Source organism: Ensifer sp. ENS07 (assembly GCF_014852185.1).
GTDB classification, from domain to species: Bacteria; Pseudomonadota; Alphaproteobacteria; order Rhizobiales; family Rhizobiaceae; genus Ensifer; species Ensifer adhaerens.
Window position 1 is genome coordinate 178,473 of sequence record NZ_JACVBE010000003.1, and the last position, 16,728, is coordinate 195,200.

Below are 16,728 nucleotides of genomic sequence, written 5' to 3' on the forward strand. Positions count from 1 at the left end.
CTGTCGTCAGGCAGCCTGATGCCGCCACTGGCTTGTCATCCTCAGGCTCCGTTCGATCCTTGTTTTGGTCGTGAACAAGTCCTCTTCGATGCTCATGATGTCCCGGTCCTCCTGGGCGATCTTGAATTCTATCATCCCGAGCAGGCAGTCCCTGAGTTCGACGAAGACCTTGTCGCAACGGCTCCAGTGGTTGTGGCTTTCATGCTTGGCCCATTCGATCGCGCATGACAGCAGATGAATCTCTTCAATCAATCCCAGAGCGCCATAGTCGAACTGAGTCGACGCCGCACGAAGTTGCCGCAGTTTCCATTCCGCTGTCCGCTCGAAATACATAGGTGTGCACTCGAAGGTCGTGTCTTCCTCCTCCAGCGTTTCCAATGCTTCCCGCGCTTCTTCGCTATCATCGATCCATGGATTGAATCGGGGAGTGTGGAATGCCTCGAGCACGTCGCCTTCGTCGTAAGTAGGGGCCTCCAGCACGGGGCCGTTGTCGTGGAGCCAAACATGGCGGTATCCGCCCTCGACGGCCCGCGTCCAAAGTTTCAACTGTTCCCGATTGATCTCGTCAACAAGGTGCTCCCCAAGATCACGAAACACTTTGGTCCGTTCGTGCGTCTCGAGGAGCCGATCTATGTCGAATGTGTCGTCTATAATGTTCCCACTCGGTCCCGATCCGATGCGGCAATGGTAGAAACAAGCTCTGCAAGAGGGAAATACGCGCGTCTGACCGCGCCGCCGTCGATGTCGATCGAAACTGGGGGCTACAATTGAGCAAAAATCGGAAATGCCGAATGAAACGGCTCACTTAGGTTAACCTAACCAGTAGAAGGTTAACCTAAGTCGACGAGGACGATATCGCCGCCATCGCTACTGAATCGACGCGTGCCGGGTCACCGTGCGTACGAGGCGATAAGGCACTAAAAATCGAAAATGCCCAAATCAAATCCCGCGAAGCGCCCAAATCAGTCAGCGCAGGGACAAACGTTTTCGGCAAAATCACCGATCGAGAATGTTGCGAGGGGCGAACGCGAGATCACGGGCGGTATTCGCCTGAAACAGGAACCCCGTGCCGAACGACGTCACTCCAATCCCTTGTCGGTGCCCATCGTATCGATGAAGGTCGCTGACACCGTCTGCAGATAGATGAAAAAGACTAGCTTCTAATATTCTCGTCGACATTTTGCTGCCTTCGGCCCCTTATGAGGTAAATATTGAGATAAAGTGTTCGGTCATTACGTCGTGACGTCAATAGAAAACCCAATGGCGGTGAGAAATTTAAGATGGTTCTGAAATTAACGCGGTGTGATTGATTGAGGTTTCTAAAAAAGGAATTGCGGGAGTGATTTTTCTATTGCATGCCCGAAATTTCCGGAGAACCATAAATGTAGACAACCTCACTTAGGCTCTCGGAATTCATGACACAGACAGACATTGCTACCTGCCAAAAAATGCTCGTGACCACCACCCGGCACATTTCCGAACGCACCATTTCGCTGCTCCGGGCAACGGACCCCTACAAGTGGCCATATGGGGGAGGGCCGATCGGCAAATGCGGCTTTTTCTACCGGACAATGGAACGCAACGGTTGTTCCGGCACTTTTTTGCCAACGGATCTTTTCGAGGTACTCTCTTGGGCAGCGGACAATGAATACGACTGTGTGACCTTCTCAGACATCGGCCCTGTCATTGAACAGTTTGCGGTGTATCGAGAGCCCGGGCCGTATGGAGACGCCCTGATGTGGGCCCAGCCCCCACAGCATCTCGAGTACGAGCATAGCCAGCGCGACGCCGCGCTCAATGCGCTGAGCGTGGGAGAGCGTCCGTTTGAAGTCTCACCGCCGAACATGGCGTCCGCACTGACTGCAGCTCTGGAAACGGTCGATCGGTATCTCAAGCCGCGCGAGAAGGAAGGTCTGTGGAACTTCCCACTGGCGGGCATGCAATGGATAGCCGATGTCGCCACCGTCTATCGCGATGAGCGTGACTATAAAACGGGGAGGTGGGACGAAAGCATCGCAGCTGCCGCTAGGCTCCATCGGTTGCTGAACTTCGAGCTCGAACGTTCAAAAAACGTGTCGCTCGACCTGCAGCAGCGGCTGGTTCATGGGCTCGCCGGGCAAATCCGATATTTGCTGCAAGAGCCTCTGTAGCCGGAATACCGAGACCGACACTTTGACCGGGTTCGATTGAGCGCTTGCGGTCTGCCGGCGCCCTTCTCGATCTCAACTTGGAAACTGTTATTTCGTTAAGGAGGTTTTCGCGATTATCACCGGATAACGAGATTTCCGCTTGCGGCCGATAAAAGCCCAGCTGACGATAAAGGTAATAAGCCAGCTTTAGGAATGCCTCGTGAAGAAGTCTCGTACAGTTCGTCTTGGTAAATTTACACTTCAGTTCGCGCCGCCTCCTCCGCCGCTCCCGCAGCCTGTTTCAAGCCCCGAAGCGCGGGCCGCCGTAGAGGCGTTTTGCACGCACGTAAACGAGCTGTCTGAGCGAAGCGTGGAGATGATCGAAGTGTCAGAAGCTGGGATCAGGTTCCGTAGTCGCAGAGGTAAGTTCAAGCCAGGCGTAGTGTGTGCCGACCTGGGCCTTCTCGACACAAAGGCGACTTCAAACAACGTCGCGGCTGTTTTTGCGAAAGGCCGTTCGCGGGCGGATCTCGAGCACATGTTCGACGCGGTAAGAGCCGGTGATCTGTTCGAGGCAAAGTTTAGGGCGAATATGATCTCCGGTGCCGTCTACGAAGAGGTTAGGTAGATCGCGAACCCGGCGCGTTTCCAGACTAAGGGGTTGAGTAAAATCGGATCGCCGCGGCAAGGCAGGAGTACGGCGGCAACGGGACTGTAACTGCTCGCTCCTTCGTTTCGCTACCGTCGACGGCCCAGGTTTGATCGTGCAGCGTGAGATGCGCACTTTCGGATTGAAGCCAGAGCATGATCGCCGCCGGTGGGGAAGGGCCGTCGATGCCTCGTCTGGATGTTGGGACCGCGGCGTGACGAGGTTACGCTCCACGCAAGCGAGCGAACAAGGTTGGATGATCTGCGCGAGCCCAAGATCGGTGCCGGATCGTTGATTTTGGCGGCACCCTCGTGTTCAGCCCGAACCCCCGCGAATGTCTGTGCGCCGGCATCGTGGACACGCTACCGCGGAAACGGGCCTCGTCAGAACTTCGACTTCGAACCGATGCGTTGGTGCATTAGAAACGCTTGAGTTCAGTCTCATTAGATTCCCGCATGACCAATGAATTCTGACCAGAGGGCCTCCGCGGCCTGCTGCGCGTCATACTTGGAATCGCCGCGCGCCATTAGGCCGCCAAAACCCAGCGTGAGATACATGTTGTAATCATCGGCGGATATCTACGTCGCTTGCGGCTTGATCTTCTCCGCTCGCAACACTCCCGACCACCCAGGACGCGACTACCGCTTCACCGAAAGAGTCGGCGCATCGCCTTGGTGCGCTCACGCGATCACGGCTTGGGAGTTATAGCGACCTGTAGTCGTTCCGCATCGTTGTACGCGTCCCACAGAGGAGTCCCACGCCGTACTTCATCAAAGACGTACTTGGCTTGAAAGGCCGTAAGCCTCTCAAGATGATTTTGAAGGGCCGGAATTTCCGTGTGATAATCTTCGACCAAGGTCGAAATCCAGACGTCACGTCTGCCCGCATCATAAATTTGTCGACCAAGAGTGGTGTGCTTAATATTCAGTTCCAGGGCCAAACTTTCAATCTCCTCCACGACGTTAACGAGGAATTCTTGTCCGCGTAAGCCGGCGAGAGATTCCAGTTTCAGCAGGTATCATGATCTCAGTGTTTCATCTGGCAAGAAACAAGCTTGGGATATCAGGCTCTGCCAGTTTCTCAATCTCGGAGTAGCTTCCCCCAACAGCGTCATTAAGTTTACGTTGAAAGCATGGTTATGGATGTCAAACTGCGGATGGGGCAATTCTCGAATGTCATACACTTCGTAGCCGAACGAAAGTCTATGTTCTGAAATTTTTCGGCTCATTCGCAAGGGATCATTGCCAAAATAGATCGCGACTTGCCGAAGATCGAACGGTTTCCTCCAGCCGACTTTTTTGAATGCCATCGCCGCGCGATAGTTGGCCATTCGCCAACCCATTGTGTAATCATTTGTCGATTGAAATTCCAGATGGAGGAAGCGATTGTCTCCTTCCAGTTGGTACCAATCATCTGCAAATCTCGGAACACCGAGCAGCAGGTCCGTGTTTTCCTGCTTAGTTACCTCTTCTCCGAACAGGTTGCGGATGATCTCCTCGCCGTCGTCGTCAAAAAGATTTTTCAGGTAAAGGTCGTAGGTGCCCATAACACACTCCTTGCGCGGGTTGGTTAGTGGGGAAGAGTTAAAAAATATGTCTGTTTGTCTGCGGCACCACTGAGCGAATTTGAGTGAATTACGTCAGGAAACGCTTGGATGCGGCCCGCCATTCTCTTCTTTTCTTGAAGCCTACCAGGGGGCGGGAAGGGTGGCTGAGATCATCGGTTCGTGACCGATTAGCAAGTCGGAAGGGCATTCGTGGTCTGGGGACCCTATGGGGTGCAGCCTTCGGTTTCCCCCTCTTTGGCTGCAGCTTCGAAAGCGGCATGGGATGACTGGAGCGCGAACAATCCTCCGCCGCGTTTCTCACGTTCAAGACGCCCGTCTCGATGAGTTGGGGTTCAAAGGGTGGTCTAGTTTGAGCAAGCTTCCACTGCCGTGGCGCGCTTCGTACGCAAGTGAAACTTCGGCCCGTTCTTTGAGTGCCCGGTAGATTGCAAGCTGAGCACGACTCGCCGTCGCCGTCAAATGGTCTCGTTAGCCTCAAACTGTTGCGCGAGTACGCCGTAGGAGCCACATTCTTCAGCAACATTGTGGCGAGTATCGTAGTGGCCGGGTTTATCGAGGCCGTGGGGATATCGTCTTTTTCTTCCATTTCACTGAGTCCTTGCTAACGCTTATAGATTCGCCCCCAGCCTTAGCCGCCGCAACCCGTGTATCATCGCATGAGGCTTCACTTTCATCAGCCGCCAAACACAATGCACGCATGGCCATCGGTGGCTTTTAGTACCGCGAAGGAAAGAGCCGATTTCTCACCTCCCTTGCCCGCCGGCCAGGGGTCCAGCACATAAAGCCACTTCCCGCCGCTCTCCTCGGTGTAGCCAAAGACTACGTAGTAGTGAATATCGCTTCCAACCACGAACACCCGATCATTGTCGATTTCTTCTTGAACGTTAGCCCAACTGACGTTGGCGATGAAGCGTCCGCCAATGGCTTCGTGGTTGAAGGAGTGCCATTGCCCACGCACCAAATTCGCGATGTGGCTGTTGGGATTTTCACCACCGTCTTCGGTTGCTCCCAAGGACCTGTCGAGCGCCATTGCCAACTCCCAACGTTCCCCAAGGCCGAACTGGACCTTCGACAGTGCTTCGGTGCTAGCCCGCGCGATCTCGTACTGTGTCAACTTGGGCAAACCGTAGTACGCTCGAACCATTACCTCGGCTGCCGCGAAGCACCAACTGGAGGTCTTCTGGGCGACCAGGGTCGGAGGATCGCTAACTGTCCGCATCTCGAGGTTCCTTCATTTGAGGGCCGGGCCGACGTTTGTGGCTCTCAGCCGGGAGAGGGAGGTGGAAGGGGCGGAGGCCGCCCCTTCACGCGTCAAAAAAGAGCGAGAACTGGTTCATCGCCGAGCATGGCGTCGAACTTGAACAACGCGGCTTTCAGCGGGATCAGCTCTGAACCCGAGGCGTCAATGTCGACAATTCTCGGGCTGGCATCGTTCAACTCGTCCAAGACATCGGCGACTGAGGCTAGGTTGTTTCCGATGCCATCGCAGACAGCCTGCAGCTTTCCGTAGAAGAGCGAGATGTCGGTGAAGAACGCAAGCTTGCGGCGCGCTGCTTTCTCGTTCTGGTGAAGCGTGTCTTCCGTTGATTCCAGCTGTTTGATCGTTCGGGTGTACTCATCCCGCTGGTTCTGCAAACTTGAGAGCAGATCGCGGGTGGCGCTGAGGCGTCCCTCATCCATGTCACGCTCTTGGCGATATCTCTCCCGCTCGTCCGTGAGAGATCGGATCTTAGCCTGGTCCTGATCGACAAGGGTGATGATGCCCATGATCGCCCGATCGAGCCCAAGGCAAAAGATCGATCTGACGATGCTGGCTGCCGATTTGTCGTTTAGCTCGTCGAGTTTCCGGCGGTGGTGCGCGAGCTCGTTTTCAGCTGCGCTCATCTGATTGATGAGCTGACCGATCCGCTGGTTGAGCAATTCGACATCCTGCTCATCCTTGTGGATCTCGATACTGACGGAAGCGATTTCCTGCTGGATTCCGGTGATCTTCTGGTTGAGAAGGCCGAGGTCAGCGATGATCGATTTCACCAGTTCCGATGTGACCTGCTGCTCTTTGGCGTACATGCGCTCGCCGAGTTCTGCCTGAGAGTGCAGGTAGTCCACGGCATCCGACATTGCCGAGATAGTCGCGGCAGCCTCTTCGTGTTTCTGGCTCTTCAAAAGCTCAGTGGCTTCAGTAAGCTTCGCAAGGATTGTCTTGAACTCGACAACCTGCGAGCCCGCTGATTGATCCGTATCTGCGATGGCGACATTGTTCATCGTAAGTCTCCTTGTGCCTCGGGTTGTCAGGCGGCCCGCGCCTGCTCGATCAAGGCGCGCTGCTGTTCAAGTTCGATGGTGGCGCGGCGGGATTCGGACAGATCGTGCTCAACGATGACGCTGAGGTTTTTGGCGAGTTCCGGAGCTCGGCGGATTGCCTCTTCGATGGTTGGGGAGTCCTGCAGATATTTGACTGCTTTCGCCTGGGCGACGCCGGCAGACTTCAGGTAGTCGCCGGACAAGCCGTTCAGAGCGACCCACTGGCACATATACCGCAGGAAGGTTTCCATGAAATACGGGGCCTGATATTCGGCGAGGCGTTCATCTGGGTCGAGGCCCTTGAGATCCTGGATGTCCCTTTGAAAACCCTGGTCGGTGATGCGGCTGCAGTAGTTCGACATCTGGTCCCAGAAGAGAGAGGCGTTCGTCAACGTTCCGATGATTTTGCCGAGGGCGTCGATTGCGCTGTGAAGAGAGTCCACTGACAAGGTCGCGTTGCCCTCTTCGATTTTGATGTTCTTCAGGGACTCGGCGTACCCCGCCAAGGCGACGAGGGAGGCTCGCTTCTGGTTTTCGAGCTCGATCTTCTGGTTGAGGAACTTCATCTTCTCTTCGTGGATCGAGTCCTCGGCGCTGGCAGCGTTGCTGGCCATTTGATTAGTGGCGGCCGCGAGGTCCTTCAGAGCCGTGCCTGCAGCGGCATAGGCCTTGTTCGCGGCATCCGCGGTCTTTTCCAGTGAAACCACCTTCGTGGACATCTTCTCAAGTTCCGCGGCGAGGTTCGCTAGCTCCTCCTTCTTCGCATCACGCTTCTTCTTCAGTGCGGCGATGTCGATCTCTTTGGCTTTGCCGTCCTGCTCCATCTTGGCCAAAGCCTCGTTCAGGGCGTCTAGCTCGGTCTTGATCTTGTCATGTGCGAGCTTTTTGCCGGCCTGCTGATCTTGCGCCTCGATGAACTTCTTCTGCGCGTCATCGGACTGCTTCTTGGCCTCGTCCGTGCCCGCCTTCGCCGAGGCGATGCGGTCGTTCTTCTCGATGGCGCTACCTGCCTTGTTCAAAACCGTGCCAACTGGGTTCTGCGCCGCGGTGAACGCGCCAAGTCCAGCGCCGATGGCGCCGGTGATCGCTCCGACGACGCCCATCACCAACGCTTTCGTGGCTTCCTTTTCCTCTCGACTCTTGGCTTCCTCGTAGAGGGTCTGCGCGTTTGAGATTTGGCCGACCAGTTCCTCCTGGTTCACCTTCTCAGCATTCTGCTTGGCGATTGTTTCCCGCTCGGCTTTTTGAGCGGCCAGGAGGCGATCCCGCTCGCTCGCCTCCTCGAGAATGGTATTCGACTTCGCCTTACTGGATTCCACCTGCAGGGCTTTGAACTTGTCTGCAAGGTCGCCCGCCTTTTTGGACATGCTGCTTGAGGAGTCCTTGCAATGCGCCAGCTTCGTGATGGCAAGGGACTCCCGGCCTTTGATGAGCCAACGATAGGTTTGCTCCAGGAGTTCGATAATGTTCTTCGTTTCGGTCTCGAACGTCGTCATGGTCACAACGCAGTCATTGCAAAGCATCGCGAGGCGGCTCTGTAAGCCAGCGATATCGGCCTGCAAGGTACCGCCTCTGGCACCTGCCACGCCATTGTACGCCACATGGAAGAGCTCGACAGAAAGATCCAGATTCTGCGTAATGTCCTTGAGGCTAAGCTGCCCAAGGACAGCCTTTGCCTCTTGTTGGACGAGGGGATCGTCGAACACCGGTGCTTTCTGAAGGCTATACTGGCGATGATCGACGGTGACGATGGAATTTGATTCCTCGATGTCAGGCATGGAAGTTCTCCGGTTCTAAGAGTAGAGCAAGGCAAGCGGGGTTGTGCCGTGTGGAGGGGAAACTCGACACGTAGATTGGTGGTGAGGCCTTGGGGGCCGCGACCTACATCTTCAGCTTTGCGAACGTTCTGTGCAGTTCCTGCAGTGCTTCGAGCTGATCTGAGATCGCCTGGTAAAGCGCATTGAACGCCTCGATCTCCGTCGCGCTTTCGGGCATCGGCGCATCCTCCGAAAGATCGGCGTCGTCATCCCAGGGTACGAGAGCACGGGACAACAAATTGTCGGCCGTGTTTTGGGCGAAATCGAAGGTTTCCAGGAAAACGGTCTCCATCGCCCGGGCCATGGGAGTAGGGAGTTCCAGCGCCAGGATGCCTACCCCATTTGCGGTGGACGCGCCGTCCGGCATGCCGGTGTAAAGCTCGCGGATCTTTCCAAACCGCGCATGCTCGAGGAGCCTTGTGTTGATCCCTCGAGACGTGCACCCAACGTAGGTCGGAACGTAGTGATCCTCGTGGGCGCGCGTCTTTATCCAGAGCGTGTAAATGCCTGGTCCGGTCAACCTCAACCGTGAAACCTGTTGCGATGCCTCTTCCAGGTTCCCATGCACCTGAAATGGACGTACGCCCAGGTATTCCAGCGCGAATTGTATAGCTCGTGCGTAATGTTCGGCGTTCATTTGGCACTCCCACAATTTGAACTTTCGTCATCCTTGATCGCTGCGAGGCGGTTAAACCGACTCGGTGCTCATTTGGCGCCTCAAGGGTTGCGGAAGCAATAACTAATGCAAGCTATAGTTGATGATGCGTATTTATCGCTTCAAAATAGTACGATTCTAGTTAAACTACCCTAGATTGATATGGGTATTTTTTTTGGGGGACTTGGACATCCCCGCCGGATGCTTCGCCGTTATGCGCGGGTGTGGATTGAGTTCGATGCGGGGGAAGGCGCCCTTGCACGGCGGCGGGTTAGCCGGATCGTGACGCTGACGTAGGCGTCGCTTGCTCACGATCATGCGGTCCTGGGAGACCGTTTTCGCGAAGATGCCGGGCAGTGAAAACGCAGATGGCCCGACATCCTGTAACAGGGGCTATCATGTCCAACGTATATGAACGCCCCATGGCGAAAGAAGCAGACGACGTTCTCAGGGGCCGGATTGCGACACGCTCGTAGAGGCGCGTGGAAAGGGCCGCAAGGCTTGGGATGACCGCGATATCTGTCGCATCAAGTTTCCGGCATAATCGCCGTAGCCATCGAGAACCGGCGTAGAGTTGGCCGATGAACTACGCGGTTTCAGTCCACGAATGCAAAAGGCCCGTGAAGATTTCACCGGACGAGCTGGTCAGTGACCGTCCGGATCAAGTTCTTTTCGTAGGCGTACCTGGGAGTTAGCGCTCCCCGATAGCCGCGGCGGGTATACGGGCAGGCATGATCAAGCGCGTTAGACGCACGACTGGCGAGATTCACGCCTCGCCAGTCATTCGCTTTGGGGATCATTGGCATGAATATCGCGCCATGTTCATGTGTCCACCGTCAAAACTCGCGCGTCTTTTTGCCGGCGGGATTCACTGTTGATGAGCTCGACTAGTCGGATGCCGCATCCAAGTCGCCTTGAGCGCGGTTTTGTGTGCAGCCTCTAAAGGTTCTTCAAGTTTTCGAGTTCAGGGAACGGATGATACTTAATCCCCTCCAGATAACAGCCCGGCGCGTCTTGCCGGACGCCTACAGGCTTGTCATTGACCACTCGGACAGACCATGCGGAGCGCCCAACGTAACCACCCATTCGGTTCTTGGAGTTAAACTTAACACATACTGCCTGAACTTTTTTGTCCGGCGAGGCATCGACAACGCTAGAAATTTCAGCATCGCGGATTGAGTAAGGATCAACGAGTTGATCGCGGGCAGCACTTACGATAGCCGACCTAAGCGCCGTCGAAGGTGCCCGTTGGGAGGCTTCTACGCGTGCAATTTCTTGGCTGGAAACGCAACCAGGCAAAAACAGTCCAGCGATGGCGAGCATGAGCAGTTTGTTTTTCATGAGATTCTTCGTGTGCGGGTTACTGACCTACAAACCGTAGTTGCGAGTGAGGCTCACTGCAAGCATACTGCGGGCATCACCCACAACCACGATGACCGGTTTCAGGCTGCGACAAGACCTCGCCTGAGAATCGGTATCAGATTTTTCGGCCAACGAAAGCGCTAGGTCGTTCAACGTTGCGTGCGAATTGGACTCTTGGGGAACAATCAGGGGTTCGAAAAGGCCGATGCTTTCGCCGTCGTCGCGTGATGTCATTTAGGTGCCATTTTGGCCGTTTTCTTGATCATATCGGGGAGCCCAATTTCTCCCTATATATCAGCAGCTAAGAGCAGAATTATGGGGTAACTTGTCCCGAATTTTGGCAAGACCGTCGGCGTCGTCTAGTCGGCGCGTCAGCTTCACGGAGCACCGAACAGCCCGTTCGACCTCGACGCGTTCTGTGCGGAATCCCCGCCTCTGTTGATGGGCGCTCCCCGTGTGGCGGCCATTTCCTCAGCAATACGAGCATATCGCGTTTCCGAGAAAGCTCGTTTCCCAATTGCGTAGTATGCCAAGCAAGCTTCGCCATCGCCCGAAAACCAGAAAAGCCCAATTGGCCATCCCCTTGAACCCAGGTGGGCCATTTTGTCGAACAGGAGTTTGTCCTCGGTCATCGACATCAGTACGGACATGATCTGCTCGCCGTCCTCGTCGGTAAACGATGTCTCACATCCGGTCATGAGATTGTCGTCGTGCTGGAAAATCCGGAGATCGTAGCTCCGGACCTTAGTTTTTCCCGATGCGTCGATTAGTTCGACGGCATAAGGCTCGATGAAACCTCGTCCATTGTGAACTATCCATCGGCCCAAAATAGTCGCGCTCGTGAAACCGTCCAGGAGCGGCGTAACCGCAGCCCTAATCTTTTCCTGATGGTCCGCAACGAATGTCCATTGCTCGCCCTCCGTCACCGGGGCGGTGTCCAAGAATACTTCCATTCCATCGCGTGTGACCGAGATTGCAATATCAGGGTCAGTCGTCAGGATTTGGGCCTGGTAAACCGTTGCACGAGCGCCGGCAGCGGCGAGAAATGTTGAAGTCGCGGCGGCACTTCTAATCGCATGATGCATTGAAAATTCCCTGTCTGTAATTCGATGGTCACCCGGATTCGACAGGCTCGCAACACCAAATGCGAGGGATAGCCCGAAAATGTTCAGGGCACGCATCTTCCTTAAAGTTCGTTGAGGAACGCTGGGGGCTTGTCGCGCGAGTATGCGATCTCACAAATCGACTTGCTTCAACGGCCCCGACGTCTGCAGACGCCGGGGCCGAATTTGTTCAGTGGGAAGCTTCGGGCAAAGGGCCCTCGTAGGTCCGTGCAGACTTCACGAAGTCACGCACAGCCTGCTCGACTTGGCGGTGATGGCGCGAGGGCATGCGAGTGTCGCCGTAGGTCTTGATCACGAAGTAGGCGAACTCAAGCGCGTCGCAGTCGAAGGGGAGGCCGATCACCCCGATTGCGTTCGCCGCGGGCAGGCCAGGGGCCAACGGCACCACGACAGCGTTGCGAGAGTAGTTGCGAGCCGGCAGGGGAGCGAGATGGAGGCCATCGCGGTCGACCACGAAGGCCTTTCCGTCGAGCTTTCCGCCGGGCGCGCTGAGATGCTCGTGGTACAGGGCAAGAGTGAACGCCTGGTACGAAGGCGCGAGTTCGCAGTTGATTACCGCGTGAGAACCCGCCCACAGAGCGTTGAGTTCAGAGGTGGAGTGGCTGGCCATGTTGGTCCCTTCATCCTAGACGCTGTTGAACGGCAGCGTGATACCGAGGCGCGAGTGCAGTGCTCGCGACGTATCAGCTGCCGTTGGTGAGTCTGGTGACGGGGCATTCGCAGACATTCTCCTTTGCTCGAGTGCTGTACCGATCAAAAGTTCGATTGCATAGCCAACAGCAGGTCGCGCCACGGCGAATTCAGACCTCCGAAATAGCGAGTCCTCAACCACCCAAGCCAAGTATTGCGGAGGGCGTTAAAATTTTAATCATCTAGGAGTGATGACATTTCTGCCTTGCTTCAAGCAAAAAAACAAAGACGCAGTAATACATCTGCATATTGACGCGCAGATATTCGCCGGTGATCATGTAACTAGACGAAAAAATTTGTGGCTCTTGGGTAAAGGTAAGAATATGGGCGGCTCTGCGATCAATACATCGGCGATCGAATCGGAATATGACGACGAACGCATACGCTTTCATCAAGCGGAAGTGTTTCGGTTCTCGAGGGAAGGAGCGGCGGAGGAACTGCTGCTCGGTGCCCGTAGCGCACTCAGCCACGAGAACCTGCCTTCATCCGAAGTCAGGTTTAGACCGTGCGTCGCATCTCGCAAACGTTGGTGGCCGAAAGCTTGCTCAGCTGACCTCTACCAGATGTATGTGGATGGTCTTAATTCGTTTGATGGAATGGTCCGGAAGGCTCGACAACCAGAGGATTTGGCAGAGCTGACGCGCGGCCTACTAGTACTTATCGAAGCTGCAAATGCGGTTGGCTTTCGAGGCTGGGAGGTGAACTGGAGGCAAAACGTCCAATGGGCGCTCCGCGGTTCACGATACGGGCTTTCCGGTTATTCGCTCGTCGAGCGTTACGAAAACCTGGCGGACCGTATCACGCTGTCGGAACGTCTTGAGATCATTGGCGGTCCCATATTTTACACGCAGAAACGGAGAGCTGGAAAGGCTGGCGAAATCACACCGGACCTATTCGCCGGTGAGACGGAGCAGGCCTACGGTGCGATATTCTTGTCGCTCAATAGGAGCGTAGGTCGTCGCTATAGGAGCGATTGGATTGTTGACGGCCGCGGCGGGTACCGCAGGCTGCTTTCGGACTGATCGTGCCGCGACCGGCGCAAGCGCGCATTGAACGCGGCGTTAGCGTGAAAGGGACGGTCTAGGGTCTCTCAAGTTGCTTATGCCTGCGCCTGAGCGCCGACGCCGGCCACCTCGTAACTGCCATTCTCTCTCAGCGTTGTGTGGGCTCAGCGCCTTGCGCCGATCCGCCGGTCGCCAAACACTTCAATTATAAACCACGGAGCATGCGGCATGCAGTGCATAGATGGAATTCAGCAGGAATTGGATCGAGAAGAGGACCTTTTGTGGGAAAGCCGCCTGGGCAAAAGGCTTGATCTGGCCATTGAAGCCGTTGAGGTCGCCTGGGAGATCCTTGCTGTGGAAATCCAGCGTTTTGGGTACGAGGCAGAGCGGCCAGTTCCGGACAACGAAACTCGCTACTGCTACTTCCACGCAATGAAGTGGGACGCTCTTGAGATGTCCGACTCGATATACTGGTCCCTTCAGGCCGACGAAAGAGCGAGGGACGACCGGGACCTAGAGGAATTTGAGAATACCTCCGTCCCCCGCAAACATTATTCCACCCGGATCAAAGCGCTCGCGCTTTTGACGGCCGGCAGGGCTTTTGTTGAATCGGATGGCAATCCGCTGGCCTGAGTGATTTCGAATGTTGATCCCCCGCGACTGGTTATCGGCGGCCGTCGTACCGTCCTGAGGCAGCGGCAAAGGCGCGGCGGCATCCCTTTATCCGGTCAACGCCTCATAACAGTGTGCCTTCGCTCAGGGCACTGCCGGGTCAATTCCTTGCTCAAGTGAAAAATACCACACTGTCGCCGAGCGTTCATATTGCCCCTCGTTGCGCGACATTTCGGTAATACGATCGCGAATGCCGGAGTCGAGGACTGGGCACAACTGCGAGCGACGTGCGGCGCGAGCTTGCTCCTGGACCTTGGCCTGCGCAGGGTCACATAGTGGGGAAATCCCGACCTGCAGTGCAAAGATTGCTCGGAATGGATGTGCAATCTTTACACGAATTTCAGGTTCCGCTAACTCAAGATGGGCGGAAACCGGGGCGGTAAAATTGGATATCATGTTTAAGGCGGGCATCTTTGCGCGCGATCTTGTTTTGGCGCTAGCCTCGTTGCTGAAGCAACCGCCGGCGCCGGGGCTGTTCAGTCTCTTTCTAGTGGTATTGTTGGGGATAGCGACCCTCTGGTTCTGGGCTGTAGTCCGGAGAAGAGTGAGTTTGCTTCGACGGGCGACGAAGCTCGTAAAAAAGAGCCGTGGGCCAGAGGAATTCCGGGAGCGCTTTCAGGAAACCTACGACGAATTGAAGTCGTGGTCGGGAATGGATGCCGGCCGGTTGGCCGACACCTGGGACGAATTTAGAGAGACCACCATCGAGTCCCAGGGGCAGACGGGCATTCGAAATGCCATCCGTCCGTCCGTCTTCTTCAATCTCGAGGAGATGGGGTTCAGCGTTTCGGGCTGGCGGGTCGTGCCGAGCCTCTTTGTATCGATCGGACTCGCGGCGACGTTCCTCGGTCTTATCGCCGCCCTCCAGGAAACGGGCAACAGCCTCAGTGCAGGCGGCGACCAAGCTGCGGTGATGAAGGCGCTTACGCAGCTTCTGACCGTTGCATCCGCCAAATTCATCATGTCGCTCACCGGGCTACTCTGTTCGATCGTCTTCACCGTCGTCATGCGCGTGCAAAGTAGCGGGCTCGAACAGGCAATGCGGACCCTCACGCACGAGATAGAGACCCGGATGAACTTCGTCAGTCTCGAGGACCTCGCGGAGAAGCAATTGAAGGCGATCGTCGAGCAGCGCGACCATATGCAGAAGCTCAATCACGAGCTAATCGCTGCTATCTCAGAACCGCTGCAAAAAGCCGCGGCCTCAGGCGTCAATCATGTTGACGAGATGGTGCAATCGCTGGCGGGGTCTTTGACGCAGGGCTTGGTCGGTGCGATGTCTGCCACGAGTGAGCGGCTAGAAGCGGCATCCGGTCGCCTGGAGGGGCTTGCGGCCACGCTCAGCGGGGCAGCGCAAGAATTCTCCCAAGCCGCCGAACGCACAGCCGTTGGTCTGGATGGCGCGGCCAGGCGGCTTGAGCTGGTTTCAGACAACCTGGCGCGAGCCGGCAATGGACTTGCACAGGCCGCGGTGCCCGTCGCGGAGTCCGCGAACAAAACTGCCGAAGCTACCCAGCAGATCGCCTCCTCGAGCATCGACATGGTGGAAAGCGCACGCCAGACTATGTCGTCTGAGCGCGAGATGGTGGTAGCCGCAGCCAATTCCATTCGAGATCACATCAAGAGCTTCGAAACGCGGGCCGCGGCCTACGACGGGCAGTTGGCCACTGCCTTTAGGACGTTCACGGAGCAGATTTCGCGCTCGATCGGCGAAGTCGAAAATCACGCGAACAATGTCCATGGTCAGTATACGGAAGCTCTTACGACCCTTCAGGGAGTGATCGAGAATGCGAAGGCGTTCACACCTGAAAGCGCGAGGCCCTCGGCATGAGGGGCAGGGGAGGTACGCGTCGTCAGGAAGAAGAGGAAGAGTCGGTCTTCATCTCGATGGCCGACATGACGATCAGCTTTCTGTTTATTCTGATGATCCTACTGGCTTTCTTCGCGAGCCAGTTCAACGTCTCCGATACGGTCCCCCGTCCTCTGTACGACAGCCTGAAAGAAGAGAAAGACAGCCTCCAACGTGACATTGATGCTATCGCTGAGATTGTCGAGGCCGACGGTCGTCCGGTGGTGACGGCGACCCAGGAGATGAAGGACGAGCTCGAACGTCTGCGCGAGCTTCTCAATACTCCCGAGAAGGCAAACAAAATGGAAGTCTACAACTCGGCAGTCGCAGACGCCAGGAAGAAGCTGCTGACGAGCCTGAAAAGCGAGATCAACAGTCGCATACCAGGGGTTAATGTGGAGGTCAGTGCGAACTACGATGCGCTTCAGTTCGCAGGAGATGGGTTGTTCGATTCCGGAAAAGAGGTGCCGACTGCTGTGGGGACGGTTCGTATGCGGCAGATTGCGGAAGTCTTGGACCAAAACCTTGGCTGCTATTCGCTCGGCTCGAGGAGAGCCTTCACCGAAGACTGCAATCCGGCTTTTGCCCTGATTGACTCGTTACAAGTAGAAGGACACACGGACAGCGTCGGTACCGAGGTACTGAACATGGACCTCAGTGCCAAACGAGCTGCGTCTATCTACGCGCTCATGATTCAGCAAAAGCCAGATCTCGTGCTTTATGAGAACCGGGACGAGCAGCCGGTCTTGTCGGTCGCCGGCTTTGGCAAGGGACGGCCGATACAGCAGAACGAGACGGAGAGCGGCAGAGACGCTAACCGACGAATCGACCTTCGCTTCATCATGGTCGTCCCGTCCAAGGAGGCAGATATCGCCGAGATACGACGGGCGCTGTCGGGGGAGCCTTGAC

The 16,728-nt window shown here is 56.0% G+C and carries 17 protein-coding genes; 7 read left to right on the plus strand and 10 right to left on the minus strand.

Going from position 1 to position 16,728, the window contains the following annotated elements; translation table 11 throughout:
- Positions 1-6 precede the first annotated feature (6 nt).
- Positions 7-480, minus strand: coding sequence for a hypothetical protein (locus IB277_RS13500; protein ID WP_192371044.1), 474 nt, complete (start codon positions 478-480; stop codon positions 7-9).
- A 24-nt stretch (positions 481-504) separates the two neighbouring features.
- On the opposite strand from IB277_RS13500, the gene IB277_RS13505 reads away from it, so the two are divergent.
- The 3 genes from IB277_RS13505 (at position 505) to IB277_RS13515 (ending at position 2,757) form a co-directional block, all read left to right on the plus strand.
- Entirely contained in the window at positions 505-771 is a 267-nt protein-coding gene (locus tag IB277_RS13505) for a hypothetical protein (RefSeq protein ID WP_192371045.1), read from the plus strand.
- 644 nt (positions 772-1,415) lie between these two features.
- On the plus strand, positions 1,416-2,150 hold the full coding sequence (locus tag IB277_RS13510; protein WP_192371046.1) for a hypothetical protein: 735 nt from the start codon (positions 1,416-1,418) through the stop codon (positions 2,148-2,150).
- A 199-nt stretch (positions 2,151-2,349) separates the two neighbouring features.
- Entirely contained in the window at positions 2,350-2,757 is a 408-nt protein-coding gene (locus IB277_RS13515) for a hypothetical protein (protein ID WP_192371047.1), read from the plus strand.
- A gap of 709 nt (positions 2,758-3,466) precedes the next feature.
- Here IB277_RS13515 and IB277_RS13520 read toward each other — a convergent pair.
- The 9 genes from IB277_RS13520 to IB277_RS13560 all read right to left on the minus strand — a co-directional run bounded on the left by IB277_RS13520 (position 3,467) and on the right by IB277_RS13560 (position 12,214).
- Positions 3,467-3,718, minus strand: coding sequence for a hypothetical protein (locus IB277_RS13520; protein ID WP_192371048.1), 252 nt, complete (start codon positions 3,716-3,718; stop codon positions 3,467-3,469).
- A gap of 78 nt (positions 3,719-3,796) precedes the next feature.
- Positions 3,797-4,324, minus strand: coding sequence for a hypothetical protein (locus IB277_RS13525; protein ID WP_192371049.1), 528 nt, complete (start codon positions 4,322-4,324; stop codon positions 3,797-3,799).
- Between the two features lie 694 nt (positions 4,325-5,018).
- Positions 5,019-5,564, minus strand: coding sequence for a papain-like cysteine protease family protein (locus IB277_RS13530; RefSeq protein ID WP_192371050.1), 546 nt, complete (start codon positions 5,562-5,564; stop codon positions 5,019-5,021).
- Between the two features lie 92 nt (positions 5,565-5,656).
- A complete protein-coding gene (locus tag IB277_RS13535; RefSeq protein WP_192371051.1) occupies positions 5,657-6,607 on the minus strand; it encodes a hypothetical protein in 951 nt (316 codons plus the stop codon).
- Between the two features lie 26 nt (positions 6,608-6,633).
- Positions 6,634-8,424 (minus strand): hypothetical protein, encoded by a 1,791-nt coding sequence (locus IB277_RS13540; protein WP_192371052.1) that lies wholly within the window; start codon positions 8,422-8,424, stop codon positions 6,634-6,636.
- 103 nt (positions 8,425-8,527) lie between these two features.
- Positions 8,528-9,100, minus strand: coding sequence for a hypothetical protein (locus IB277_RS13545; RefSeq protein WP_192371053.1), 573 nt, complete (start codon positions 9,098-9,100; stop codon positions 8,528-8,530).
- A 957-nt stretch (positions 9,101-10,057) separates the two neighbouring features.
- Positions 10,058-10,459, minus strand: coding sequence for a hypothetical protein (locus tag IB277_RS13550; protein WP_192371054.1), 402 nt, complete (start codon positions 10,457-10,459; stop codon positions 10,058-10,060).
- A gap of 398 nt (positions 10,460-10,857) precedes the next feature.
- The gene (locus IB277_RS13555) at positions 10,858-11,661 is read right to left on the minus strand and encodes a hypothetical protein (RefSeq protein WP_192371055.1); all 804 of its coding nucleotides are present in this window, start codon (positions 11,659-11,661) and stop codon (positions 10,858-10,860) included.
- Positions 11,662-11,773: 112 nt separating this feature from the next.
- Positions 11,774-12,214, minus strand: a complete 441-nt coding sequence (locus tag IB277_RS13560; RefSeq protein WP_192371056.1) for a hypothetical protein — start codon at positions 12,212-12,214, stop codon at positions 11,774-11,776.
- Positions 12,215-12,485: 271 nt separating this feature from the next.
- On the opposite strand from IB277_RS13560, the gene IB277_RS13565 reads away from it, so the two are divergent.
- From IB277_RS13565 to IB277_RS13580, 4 genes are all read left to right on the plus strand, one after another.
- Positions 12,486-13,316, plus strand: coding sequence for a hypothetical protein (locus IB277_RS13565; protein ID WP_192371057.1), 831 nt, complete (start codon positions 12,486-12,488; stop codon positions 13,314-13,316).
- Positions 13,317-13,526: 210 nt separating this feature from the next.
- Positions 13,527-13,931 (plus strand): hypothetical protein, encoded by a 405-nt coding sequence (locus IB277_RS13570; RefSeq protein WP_192371058.1) that lies wholly within the window; start codon positions 13,527-13,529, stop codon positions 13,929-13,931.
- A 433-nt stretch (positions 13,932-14,364) separates the two neighbouring features.
- Positions 14,365-15,801 (plus strand): methyl-accepting chemotaxis protein, encoded by a 1,437-nt coding sequence (locus tag IB277_RS13575; protein WP_246805968.1) that lies wholly within the window; start codon positions 14,365-14,367, stop codon positions 15,799-15,801.
- Between the two features lie 65 nt (positions 15,802-15,866).
- The gene (locus IB277_RS13580) at positions 15,867-16,727 is read left to right on the plus strand and encodes an OmpA family protein (protein WP_246812734.1); all 861 of its coding nucleotides are present in this window, start codon (positions 15,867-15,869) and stop codon (positions 16,725-16,727) included.
- Position 16,728: the final 1 nt, after the last annotated feature.

Bases quoted from the DNA above. Each gene is read 5' to 3' on its own strand.
- IB277_RS13505 (WP_192371045.1), top strand. From the start codon at position 505: ATGGCGGTATCCGCCCTCGACGGCCCGCGTCCAAAGTTTCAACTGTTC.
- IB277_RS13575 (WP_246805968.1), top strand. From the start codon at position 14,365: ATGTTTAAGGCGGGCATCTTTGCGCGCGATCTTGTTTTGGCGCTAGCC.
- IB277_RS13570 (WP_192371058.1), top strand. From the start codon at position 13,527: ATGCAGTGCATAGATGGAATTCAGCAGGAATTGGATCGAGAAGAGGAC.
- IB277_RS13550 (WP_192371054.1), bottom strand. From the start codon at position 10,459: ATGAAAAACAAACTGCTCATGCTCGCCATCGCTGGACTGTTTTTGCCT.
- IB277_RS13530 (WP_192371050.1), bottom strand. From the start codon at position 5,564: ATGCGGACAGTTAGCGATCCTCCGACCCTGGTCGCCCAGAAGACCTCC.
- IB277_RS13555 (WP_192371055.1), bottom strand. From the start codon at position 11,661: ATGCGTGCCCTGAACATTTTCGGGCTATCCCTCGCATTTGGTGTTGCG.
- IB277_RS13525 (WP_192371049.1), bottom strand. From the start codon at position 4,324: ATGGGCACCTACGACCTTTACCTGAAAAATCTTTTTGACGACGACGGC.
- IB277_RS13565 (WP_192371057.1), top strand. From the start codon at position 12,486: ATGACATTTCTGCCTTGCTTCAAGCAAAAAAACAAAGACGCAGTAATA.
- IB277_RS13510 (WP_192371046.1), top strand. From the start codon at position 1,416: ATGACACAGACAGACATTGCTACCTGCCAAAAAATGCTCGTGACCACC.
- IB277_RS13535 (WP_192371051.1), bottom strand. From the start codon at position 6,607: ATGAACAATGTCGCCATCGCAGATACGGATCAATCAGCGGGCTCGCAG.
- IB277_RS13580 (WP_246812734.1), top strand. From the start codon at position 15,867: ATGACGATCAGCTTTCTGTTTATTCTGATGATCCTACTGGCTTTCTTC.
- IB277_RS13545 (WP_192371053.1), bottom strand. From the start codon at position 9,100: ATGAACGCCGAACATTACGCACGAGCTATACAATTCGCGCTGGAATAC.
- IB277_RS13560 (WP_192371056.1), bottom strand. From the start codon at position 12,214: ATGGCCAGCCACTCCACCTCTGAACTCAACGCTCTGTGGGCGGGTTCT.
- IB277_RS13540 (WP_192371052.1), bottom strand. From the start codon at position 8,424: ATGCCTGACATCGAGGAATCAAATTCCATCGTCACCGTCGATCATCGC.